Annotated in this window: 9 protein-coding genes; 7 read left to right on the top strand and 2 right to left on the bottom strand. The window is 47.2% G+C overall.

Annotation, left to right across the window (positions count from 1 at the left end):
• Window positions 1-292: 292 nt before the first annotated feature.
• Window positions 293-604 (bottom strand): hypothetical protein, encoded by a 312-nt coding sequence (locus GWR21_RS05540; protein WP_162330776.1) that lies wholly within the window; start codon window positions 602-604, stop codon window positions 293-295.
• A 288-nt stretch (window positions 605-892) separates the two neighbouring features.
• Here GWR21_RS05540 and GWR21_RS05535 point away from each other — a divergent pair, with 288 nt between their 5' ends.
• Window positions 893-1,873: a hypothetical protein gene (locus GWR21_RS05535; RefSeq protein ID WP_162330775.1), complete on the top strand. Its 981-nt coding sequence runs from the start codon at window positions 893-895 to the stop codon at window positions 1,871-1,873.
• A 132-nt stretch (window positions 1,874-2,005) separates the two neighbouring features.
• The gene (locus GWR21_RS05530) at window positions 2,006-3,196 is read left to right on the top strand and encodes a retropepsin-like aspartic protease (RefSeq protein WP_162330774.1); all 1,191 of its coding nucleotides are present in this window, start codon (window positions 2,006-2,008) and stop codon (window positions 3,194-3,196) included.
• Between the two features lie 50 nt (window positions 3,197-3,246).
• Here the strand turns inward: GWR21_RS05530 and GWR21_RS05525 are convergent, their stop codons facing one another.
• Complete coding sequence (locus tag GWR21_RS05525; protein WP_162330773.1) at window positions 3,247-3,927, bottom strand: hypothetical protein; 681 nt, start codon at window positions 3,925-3,927, stop codon at window positions 3,247-3,249.
• Between the two features lie 230 nt (window positions 3,928-4,157).
• On the opposite strand from GWR21_RS05525, the gene GWR21_RS05520 reads away from it, so the two are divergent.
• The 5 genes from GWR21_RS05520 to GWR21_RS05500 all read left to right on the top strand — a co-directional run bounded on the left by GWR21_RS05520 (window position 4,158) and on the right by GWR21_RS05500 (window position 11,692).
• Window positions 4,158-4,769 (top strand): hypothetical protein, encoded by a 612-nt coding sequence (locus tag GWR21_RS05520; protein WP_162330772.1) that lies wholly within the window; start codon window positions 4,158-4,160, stop codon window positions 4,767-4,769.
• A gap of 239 nt (window positions 4,770-5,008) precedes the next feature.
• Entirely contained in the window at window positions 5,009-5,596 is a 588-nt protein-coding gene (locus tag GWR21_RS05515; protein ID WP_162330771.1) for a TetR/AcrR family transcriptional regulator, read from the top strand.
• 325 nt (window positions 5,597-5,921) lie between these two features.
• Entirely contained in the window at window positions 5,922-7,061 is a 1,140-nt protein-coding gene (locus GWR21_RS05510) for an efflux RND transporter periplasmic adaptor subunit (protein ID WP_162330770.1), read from the top strand.
• Window positions 7,062-7,094: 33 nt separating this feature from the next.
• Window positions 7,095-10,277 carry an efflux RND transporter permease subunit gene (locus GWR21_RS05505; RefSeq protein ID WP_162330769.1) on the top strand — a complete coding sequence of 1,061 codons (3,183 nt, stop codon included), beginning with the start codon at window positions 7,095-7,097 and terminating at the stop codon, window positions 10,275-10,277.
• Complete coding sequence (locus tag GWR21_RS05500) at window positions 10,274-11,692, top strand: TolC family protein (RefSeq protein WP_162330768.1); 1,419 nt, start codon at window positions 10,274-10,276, stop codon at window positions 11,690-11,692. The genes GWR21_RS05505 and GWR21_RS05500 overlap by 4 nt, the downstream gene beginning before the upstream one ends.
• The last annotated feature ends 2 nt before the right edge of the window (window positions 11,693-11,694 follow it).

Raw genomic sequence — 11,694 nt, 5'->3', positions numbered from 1 at the left:
AAAATTACTGCGCTGGTAAATTAATGTTAATATCCACTGAATATACTTGTAGCGGTAGCATATATTGAGATCAGCAAAGCCGGCACCATACCCTGTGTATGATGCCGGCGCACTTTGAATCGATCAGGCACGTTACTTCGCTACTATGTAAAGGCTGCGCACCTATACCGTATGGTTCCCGGTTTTAATGCACAGATAGTGATTTTCGATCTTTCGGTGCCTGAGGATCATGCGCAAATAATTGCGGTCATGATCTGGTTTTGATAGTATATGGAGGAAAGGATTGTAAGGGTTATCCCAGTGAGGGATCTATTTGTGTTGCCAGGTCAGAAGGCCAGTCCAGTCGTGTCTGAGACAGGCTGTGAGCAGGCATATGCACCCAGATGTATTTAAAGACGCAGAAATGTGCCATTGCGCTGATATAAAGGTATATCGTGATCGGGATGATGTAATAGATACCGTGACGGTACACCAGTGCAGTGATGAATACCAGCACTATTCCGCAGATGGCGCGGATGCCGCTTTCTCTGAAACCGAGGTTAAGTGATATGTCATGTTCAAACCAACGGGTAATGGCGCCGGGTTTATGTATGATCTCTTTCATACGACAAAGATTAAGCGTGAGTAAATGGGTGGCCTTAAAACTGATGCTGCTTTGTGACGTCACTATTGTATTGATCAGCGACCTAAAGCTAGCACTCGTTCGTGGCGTGAACGGGTGTCAATCGCCAGATGGGCAATTATGGTCGTTAAAGCGATAGTTGTGCAATCCGGATGAATGGAAGGCGTAATTGTGTGTTGGTAATCAATATGCGGTATGCTATCGAAGCTAATTGTAAAAAAATGATATTATATCGTTAATTTTGCCACGAACTATCCCTATTAACCTGACATGCATACCAGCTTTAATGGTTCCGCGGCATCACAGCCGGACCTGAACGACCCCCGTTACATTCCAGTTGTTAAATCATACATGGCGCTGCTTGATGATATTCTCGCGCAGAAACATGCGATCAATACGCATATGATCTCGCTGTCAACATTAAAAAAATGGACAGCCAGTCATATCAATGTGGATGAGATCAATACTGCCGAAGGGCCCCTGGATGAACTCCGGAACACCATTGCCCTGGCATTGCAGGAGTTAGCACTGACGGTTTGGGCCAAGCACAATGGAAAGACGGACCACATGATCTATTGGGACCTTGCCCGTCAGATCAAAGGGCTGACACCAGAGACCTTACAAACTATCAACAACAATCACGGCATGCTGGAAGCAGAAATTGCCAGCAAACCCGGATTCAGGATCGCTCCTTACCTGATCGCCGCAGCCGGCTTGCTGATCGTGTATGTGATGGGCACCAGTGGCCAGCGGGAGAGAGCGCGACAGCAGCAATTCGGCAGCCCGAATGGATTGGTAAAAGATGCACCGCAGTCATTCACAACCATAGACGGAGCCAATGCAGGTAAAAAAGATGCGCAGAAAACCCTCCGGCTAGGGGAGGATGACGGCGCTTCTCTTATTAAAATTATCAATACACTGGATAAGGCCGCCAAATTTACGTTAACCCCGCTGGACGGCACGAAATCCAGGATAGCCTTCATCGAACCTAAGACGGAAATGGTCCTGCACTATGTAACACCGGGGGTATATACTATTCAGACGATAGCCAGCACCAGTATGGAGTCGCTGCGTAATTCAACGGCAGACAGGTGGGTGAGTGTAAGTGACATGAAGGCAGCACCTGATACCCTGCCTGTGCTGGAAACTAAAAAAGAATTTACCAGAACCACCATCTGGCTTGAATCGAATGCCAACCGCCAACTGGTTTACCAGTTACACCAGGAGTGGGAAAAGAAGAAAAAAAAATAGGCGATGCTCCCGGTTACACGTAAACGAACAGGTACCGTTCAACAATGAACATCTGCACAAATCTAAGTTTGGTAATTGATTGATTATTAATATTAACTTCACCTGGCATACGGATTGAACAGCTACCTCATCATGAAACATAATAGACTTTTCTCCAGCCTGGTACTACTCCTGTGCCTGTCTCATCTGGCACATGCGCAGCGGGTATTACGCGTTATAAAAGCCAATACTGATAAGGCAAGCATCATCGATGAACCGTATCCGAAGCTTGACTGGTATCTCGATCCTGCTGTCAGACCTGATATCTACTATATGAATGTGCCGGGTAAGCCGGGAACGGTGACAGTTAAAACAGACCTGGATAGCTTTACTGTTGATACAAAGCCAGGTAGGAGTTATGACCTGGTGGTACTGCTCAATGGTAAGGACAGTTGTTTTATCCGTATAGCCGCTCTCAGAGACACGCTACGGCAGGTAAGAGGCATCGGAAAAAATCCTGCGAGAGACACTATTCCTTTCACATTGCATGGTTCCCGTATCTATCTGAAGGGATTTTTGAACAATAAGCCTGTCAATATACAGTTTGATCTCGGAGCGGGCGCCAGCGCTGTAAACCGCCAGTCGGCCGAAAAACTGGGTATTCAGTTTGACGGCAATACGATGGTCACCAATACACAGGGGACCAACAAGACACTCACCAGCAGTAACAATACACTCAGGATCGCGGATATTAAATGGGGACCAGTGAAACTGGTACAGGTCGGCAATATGCAGCCTCAGGAAGACCTGATCATCGGTAATTCATTATTCATGGATAAGATCGTGGAGATCGATTACGATCGCAGCCTGCTGATCATTCATAAAGGATTACCGAACTATTCGCGGTATTACAGCGTTATGCCCGTATGGTTCGAGCAGGACAGGCCAAGGTTCCAGGCCGTAACAGAAGTGGGAGGGAAGCGTTATTCTTTCTGGTTCCTGTTTGATACAGGACGCGATGCCACCATGGCACTTGGTAGCGATTTTACGGCGTATGAAGGCCTCTGGGATAAGCTGGACAGTCTGACTACAGTGAATGGCAGAAAGATCGTACGATTAAACGCGGAAATAGCAGGTGTTAAATTCCCGGATATTGTAACCAATGCGCAGGACCCCAATATGCCAGGGAGTAGCCGGCCCACGCTTATTGGAAACCAGGTATTAAGCCATTTTAACGTCATACTGGACAATCGGCAGGGCTTTATATACCTGAAGCTGAATAGCAGGTCTGATGAGCCTTATTCTGACTATAAAGGCTACCAGGAAAGTATGAAAGCGAAATAATAGAAAAGCCGGAGATTGCATTGCTCCGACTTTCTCTATATAGTTACTGGTTACAGCATTTGCGGTACAAAGCCACCCTGTGAACAACCGGGTATGGGTATCATCTGGTCGCCGGTCTGATCGACATGAGGTAACTGCGCGATGCCCTGGTACCAGCGTTTACGGTAAGGCTCTTCTATCGATAACGGATCGACGAGTACATGAAAACCACCTCTGGTTTCGATAAACTGCACGTTCGCCGATTCACCGGTACAAGCGTAGACCTGCTGTTTCAGATGATCCGCAAAGTCTTCTCCCTTGTAGTCAAAATCGAAATCCACGAAACAACTTCTGCTCTTATTCTTCTGAATTTCATTCATCACCTCCTGGTGCGGATTAGCATGTCGCTTCTGCTGTTGGATGCATTGGGCCAGTGCAGTCAATCCGCTGAACATAGCGTCATACAGACTTCTCGGATTAGGGGTGATATAAATAGCCAGCGCTTCCTGCGGGATAGGCGTTCCTTTTTGGGTATACGCGCCAACCGGGCATTCCAGCTGGAGTATTTTTGAATAGAGGTCTTCTTTTCTGCTGGTAAAGCGTTTCAGTTGTTGTTTATCTGATTTTATCGCATCAGCATACTTACTTCTGGCCAGCAGTGAGACGTAATAGGCTTCCCCTTCTTCCAGGTCGGGCAGCCAGTTGATGAACGAGCGTAACATAGACTCATCCTGTATGATCTTATAGTTCATTTTCAGGGATATTTAACAGTAGCACCGGGTAGCAGGGTCATAGGTGAAGGCTCATAGGAGTACATATAAAACCATAGGTATCCGGTCATCTGGTGTTGCAAAGGTGCGGTAACTTTCACTGATAAACAAAAGAGGTGTTTACTACTTATTTTCAATAACTTATTTCCCGGTTTAATGGGCGCACAGTATCTTTGGTATATTATAGCATTATTAATTAAGTCCCTTTATCAATGAAACGAGTATTCTTGTTAGCCGCCGTATGCCTGGCAGGCATTACATCCTCACATGCACAGCGTTTTATCAACGGCATCGGTACCGGTGTTTTTGTAGAAGGTGCCTCCCATACGAACACTAAAGCCAGTACTGTATTTACCTATTCTCCGCGTATCAGTTTTGCGGAATCAGAGAACACCTCCATTTCTGTAGGCATTCCCCTGAGTGTCGGTTTTTCGGCTACCTACAATGCAACTTATGACAGCTATTACGGTTGGGATGAAGAGAGTATGTTTGGTTACATGGTCAATGCACCCGTAATGGTGAACTTCAACTTTGGGGCTGGTTCGGCACAGGGTTGTCAGAGCAGGATGGGATTTTATGTTGGTGCTGGTTATGGTCTGCACGCGGGTACAGTAGAGTCAGAATATTACGACCCTGAGTATTACGGTTATTACACAGACAGTCGTAGCATGGCGACTACCGGACCGGCTGCAAATATCGGTATGCGTATCGGTGTTGGCAGAAAGAAACGTCACAACATTGAGATCAGCACTTTTTATATGAAAGGGATCACCGGTGATTATAAAGCACACATTGGCGGCCTGACCTGTCTGTTTAACTTCTAATGTATTAAAATCAGGCGTTCACATCCAGGTACTCCTTAAAAGCAGAGTGTCCGGCATGGCTGGACGCTCTGCTTTTGCATTATTCGGTAGCCTACCACCGGTTAAGTATTAATCCGGGTAGGCTGACCGCTTTCCAGGGAGCATACCGCATCTGAAATAAGATATTTCATTACACATAGGTCCGGTAAAGAAAAAATTATTTTGAAACGACCGTTTCAGAATGTACCTTTGTTCCCGTTATGGCAAGAGAGAAAGAGTTCATTCCTGAAGAAAAGATCGCCAAAGCGCTCGATGTGTTCTGGGAGAAGGGGTACAACGCCACTTCTATGCAGGACCTGGTAGAGGCTATGCAGATCAACAGGAGCAGCTTGTATAATTCTTTTGGTGATAAACATAACCTTTTCCTGGAATGTCTGCGGACATATGGTTACCTGGCAGCAAAAGACTACGAATCGGTGCTGACGCTCAAGGACCTCTCGCCGCTGGAAACAATGGAAAAGATCATCGACGTCTTTGTATCCGGTACGATATACGACTGCAAGTGTTGTATGGGGATGAAGTCTTCCTTTGAGCTGGCTGGAGACGATGATGAAGTCCGCAGCGTTATTAAACAGGCCAGTGCAAGAACGATTGGCATATTTACCGACCTGCTGAAACGTGCGAAAGAACAGGGTGAACTGTCAGATGACAAAGATCCCGTTGTGCTGGCACATATTATCTTTAACGGCTTTTGTGGCTGGAAACAGTCTTATCTTCAGTTTAAGGATGTTGATCTCGTGAAAGGGATGGCAACATATACCAAAAAACACCTGAGGAGTTCATTTTAAGAACTGCTCTTTTTTTTGCCCTTATTCTGAAACGATCGTTTCAATACTGCAATACATTCATCCTGTGTCCTGTAATAACAGGCACAGGACTGCTGGCAAATACCGGCTATATCCATTGTGCGGCCATTCCGCTGATCCGACACTCTTCACGTGGTGCTGACCATCACCGTGAACCTACACGCTTACCTTCAACGACAACTATCTGTAATTGATGCTTTCCTGAGCATTGATAACGGGCATTACATGTATTAACTGCCGCTATCTGATTGCATAGTCAATATGCGAAAGGGGGATTCTTTTGTCAATTACACACAACAATCATAACATGAAAAAAGACGTATTAAACCGGAGCTTGCTTGTCATCATCATTCTGATGGGATTGTACAGCTGTCAGCCCTCCGCTGCACATAATGAAGCGCCTGCCGCCACACCGGCAGAAGTGGTAACCATTGGAGCAGCCGACGCCAGTACAGAAAATGACTATACAGCATCACTGGAAGGAAAGGTGAACGTAGAGATCCGCTCACAGGTAGATGGTTACCTCGAAAAAGTATATGTGGATGAAGGCGCTTATGTGAAAGCTGGTCAGCCGTTATTCAAAATCGATGAACATCGCTACCGTGAACAACTGAACAACGCAAAAGCTTCCTTGCATGCCGCTGAAGCAGCTGTGTTGAACGCGCAACTGGAAATAGATAAAGTAACGCCGCTGGTAAATAGCAAAGTGGTGTCTGAAATACAGCTGCGTACTGCTAAAACAGCTTATGAAGTAGCCACCGCCAATGTTGAACAGGCGAAAGCACTGGTGGCTGCTGCCACTATCAATGTAGGTTATACGAATATTACCGCTCCTGTAAGTGGCTACATCGGTCGTATTCCTAAAAAAGCCGGCGCACTGATCTCCCTGAATGATCCGGAGCCGTTGACCAAACTGTCGGACGTACACGAGATCTATGCTTACTTCTCACTTAGCGAAGGCGACTTCTTCAGCTTTAAAGATAACTATGCCGGCTCCACGCTGGAAGAAAAACTGAAAAACCTGCCGCCTGTAGTACTCGTGCTCGCCGATAACCATGTGTACGAAGAAAAGGGTAAGGTAGACATGATAGATGGCCAGTTCGAAAAGAATACCGGCGCCATCACCCTGAGAGCTGTATTCCCTAATGGAAAAGGTACCATCCGTACCGGCAATACCGGTAAGGTCAGACTGCAGCGTGAGTATAAAAACGCTATCCTCGTACCGCAGGCAGCTACGGTAGAAATACAGGACAGGGTATTTGTATACACCCTCGACAAAGCCAATAAGACGGTTCGTCAGGCGATCACCGTAACCGGCAACAGTGGTAACGACTACCTGGTAACAGACGGTGTCAAAGCAGGTGACAGGATCGTTGTAAGTGGTGTAGATCGTTTGAAAGAAGGCATGGAAATTAAACCGGAAAAGGCTAAGACCGCTCAGCGCTGATCAAGATAGTCCTTCTTCTAAAAATTGAAACTTATGTTGCAGAAATTCATTCAAAGACCCGTTCTCGCAACGGTGATCTCAATCATAATGGTGATACTGGGTATCCTTGGGCTGGTAAAACTGCCACTCCAGAAATTCCCTGATATCGCTCCTCCCGCTGTACAGGTGACAGCCCTGTACCCGGGTGCCAACGCAGAAACGATTCTGCGTTCTGTCGCCCCTTCTCTGGAAGAGGCGATCAATGGGGTAGAAAACATGATCTACATGAGTTCTACCGCCAGTAATGACGGATCCCTGGTGATCACTGTCTACTTTAAACTGGGTACAGACCCCGATCAGGCAGCCGTAAACGTACAGAACAGGGTTGCACAGGCCACTGCGCAGTTGCCCGCTGAAGTGATACAGGCGGGTGTAACTACGGCCAAACAACAGAATAGTTTGCTGATGGTCGTAGACCTCTATTCTGAAGATCCGAAGGTATACGACCAGACCTTCCTGGCTAACTATGCACAGATCAATATCATTCCTGAGATCAAACGTATTCCAGGTGTAGGACAGTCTATCATCTTTGGTGGTAACAAGGACTACTCCATGAGGGTGTGGCTGAATCCTAAACAAATGGCTGCCTACAACCTTTCTCCCAAAGAAGTGATGGGCGCTATACAGGATAAGAGCCTGGAAGCCGCACCTGGTAAATTCGGTGAAAGCAGTACGGAGTCATTTGAATATGTGATCAAATACAAGGGTAAGCTGACCAAGCCGGAAGACTATGAGAATATCGTCATCAAGTCCAACGGAGACGGCTCCTTCCTGCGACTGAAAGATGTGGCCAAAGTAGAATTTGGTGCCTACACTTACGGCAACTATACCCGTACGAATGGCATGCCTGGTGTGAACATCGCCTCCTTCCAGCTGGCAGGTTCGAACTCCAACGAGATCCAGATCAACATCATGAAACTGATGGAAAAGGTATCCAAAGACTTCCCTAAAGGCGTAAAATACCTGATCCTTTACAATACTAAAGATACGCTTGACCAGTCTATAGAGCAGGTAAAACACACGCTGATAGAAGCGTTCATTCTGGTGTTCATTGTGGTATTTATCTTCCTGCAGGATTTCCGCTCCACCTTGATCCCGGCTATCGCGGTACCCGTTGCGATCATTGGTACTTTCTTCTTCATCTCTATGCTTGGTTTCTCCATCAACCTGCTGACGCTGTTTGCATTGGTGCTGGCCATCGGTATAGTGGTGGATGACGCGATCGTCGTCGTCGAGGCAGTACACTCGAAAATGGAAAAGAAACATCTCTCACCCAAAGCTGCGACTATTTCAGCAATGAGTGAGATCAGTGGTGCGATCGTTTCCATTACGCTGGTAATGTCGGCTGTGTTCCTGCCTGTAGGTTTTATGGAAGGATCTACTGGCGTGTTCTATCGTCAGTTCGCCTTCACACTGGCCATTGCCATCGTGATCTCTGCCGTGAACGCATTGACACTGAGCCCTGCACTGGCGGCCCTGTTCCTGAAGGAGACACATCACGGTACGCATGACGACGGACATAAAGCAACTTTCAAAGAGAAGTTCTTTGCCGGATTCAATAAGGGTTTCGACCGGCTGACCAGCAAGTACGTGAATAGTCTGCGCTTCCTCATCCGTCATAAATGGGTGAGCATTGTAGGTCTCGTGGTGGTGATTGTAGCAACGGTGTTCCTCGTGAGAAAAACCCCGACCGGATTTATTCCTTCGGAAGACCAGGGTTTTATCGCGATCTCTATGTCTATGCCGCCGGGAGCTTCGTTAGACAGGTCCACGGCAGTGATCAAGGAAATGGAGAAAGTATTGGGCGATCTTCCTTCCAAAAGAACATTAATGGGACTGTCCGGATTTAACATCCTGACCCAGTCATCCAGTCCATCTGCAGGTGTTGCCTTCATTCTGCTTAAACCTGCGAAAGAAAGGGGAGAAGTAAAGGACATTAACGCCATCATGGACCAGGTAAGAGGCAAGCTGGCTACAATTAAAGACGGTAGCTTCTTCGTATTTACTTTCCCGACAGTGCCTGGTTTCAGTAACGTAGATGCACTTGACATGGTATTGCAGGACAAGACCAGTGGTAAGCTGGAGAAGTTCAGTGGTATCGCGATGGGCTTTATCAGTGAATTGATGAAACGTCCTGAAATAGCGGTAGCGTTTACTTCCTTCCGCGCGGATTATCCGCAATATGAAATAGAAGTAGATGCGGAGAAGTCTGAACAGTTAAATGTGAATGTGAAAGACCTGTTGCAGACGATGGGCGCCTACTTCGGTAGTACACAGGCGGGTGACTTCAACCGCTTCGGTAAATACTACAGGGTGATGATGCAGGCAGAAAAAGATGAACGTGCAGCGCCGGTATCTATGGAAGGCATCTTTGTAAAGAACAGGCTGGGAGAGATGGTGCCGGTTAAGTCACTGGTGAACCTGAAAAGAGTATATGGACCGGAAACAACTTCCCGTTATAACCTGTTCAACTCTATCGGATTGAACGTGATTGCGAAACCAGGTTATAGCTCCGGTGATGCGATCAAGGCGGTAGAGGAAGTTGGTGCACAATACCTGCCGGCGGGGTATTCCTTCGAATTCTCCGGCATGACGAGAGAAGAGATCTCTTCGAATGGACAGTCAGTGATCATCTTCTCACTGTGTCTGTTGTTCGTATATTTCCTGCTGGCTGCGCAATACGAAAGTTACATCCTGCCGCTGGCTGTGATCCTTTCTATCCCTACCGGTATCCTGGGTGTGTTCCTGTCTATCCGTTATGCTGATATTTCTAACAACATTTATGTGCAGGTAGCATTGGTGATGCTGATCGGGTTACTGGCGAAGAACGCGATCCTGATCATAGAATATGCGGCACAGCGAAGAAGGGCGGGTAAGAACCTGGTACATGCTGCAATAGAAGCTGCCAGACTGCGTTTACGTCCGATCCTGATGACTTCTCTGGCATTCGTAGTGGGGCTGATACCGATGATGAGCGACAATGGTCCTTCTGCGATCGGTAACCACTCTATCAGCATCGGCGCTGCAGGTGGTATGGTGAGTGGTGTTGTACTCGGACTGTTTGTCATTCCGGTACTGTTCGTCATCTTCCAGTATCTGCAGGAAAAGATCAGTGGTACGCCCGTTACCGTAATAAACAATGAAAAGGAGAAAGTTGCAAAACCGGAATTAGTATGAAAGCACAGATAAATAAATATTTTTTAATTGGATTGCTGAGTGTCGGTCTGCTGGAAGCATGTAAAGTATCAAAAGATACACCGACTCCCAAACCGGAGCTGCCTGCTGCTTTCAGAAACAGTGTGCAGACAGATACAACCACTGTTGCGGATCTTCCATGGGATAGCTTCTTCACTGACGCTACACTCAAAGGACTGATCAGCAATGCCATCAAAAAGAATTTTGATATGCAGGTGGCCATCCTGAATGTGGAAGCCGCCCGGTTGCAAATGAGACAGGCAAAACTGTTAAATCTGCCTTCAGCAAAACTGAATGTAACGGCGGGTACCACAAGGCCATCAGATAATAGCTTAAATGGGATCAGTCTGAGTCAGTTCCTGGGTACACAACACCTGGAAGATTATAGCGCGAATATTCAGTTTGCCTGGGAAGCAGATATATGGGGGAAAATAAGGAATCAGAAAAAAGAAGCGCTGGCTGCCTATCTGCAGACAGATGAGTCGCGTAAGCTGTTGCAAACAGATATCGTTGCAACCGTGTCGAAGGCGTATTATAATCTGCTAATGCTGGATGAGCAGCTGGCAGTAGCGCAACGTAATGTACAGTTGAACGACAGCACACTGCGTATTATCCGCTTACAGTATGACGCCGGACAAACAACACTGGTGGCCGTACAACAGGCAGAAGCGCAACAGCTGACGGCCGCACAACTGATACCGCAGATAGAGCAGGATATGACCGTGCAGGAGAACGCCCTGCGGATACTTTCTGGTGAGTTACCTGCTGAGATAGACAGACAGACGAAGTTGAATGATTATCCACTTACGGATAAGCTGTCTGCCGGTGTGCCATCCGATCTGTTAAGTCACCGACCTGATGTAAGAAGTAGTGAACTGGCACTGACCATTGCCAATGCAAGGGTAGGGGTGGCAAAAGCCAATATGTATCCTTCCCTGGTGATCACGGCCAGTGGTGGGGTGAATGCAGTGAAATTCAGTGACTGGTTCCAGGTGCCCACGTCTCTCTTCGGACTGGCGTCAGGCGCGATCGTGCAACCGCTGTTTGACCGTAAGAACCTGAAGACACAATTCGAAGTGGCAAAGATCCAGCGTGAGCAGTCTGTTATACGTTTCCGCCAGAGCGTACTGGAAGCAGTTGGTGAAGTGTCCGACGCGTTGGTGAAGATTGACAAACTCAAATCGCAATATGATATAGCTTCCAACAAGGTGCATACGCTGCAACAGGCGGTATCCAATGCCAATCAGCTCTTCCAGAGCGGACGCGCCACCTATCTGGAAGTGATCATCGCACAAAGTAATGTACTGCAGAGTGAACTCGAAGTGAGCAATCTCAGAAGAGATCAGTTGTATGCAGTAGTAGATCTTTACCGTTCCCTGGGGGGCGGTTGGCGATAAAT

This window comes from Chitinophaga agri (genome assembly GCF_010093065.1).
GTDB classification, from domain to species: Bacteria; Bacteroidota; Bacteroidia; order Chitinophagales; family Chitinophagaceae; genus Chitinophaga; species Chitinophaga agri.
This window is presented reverse-complemented; position numbering and strand designations above follow the sequence as displayed.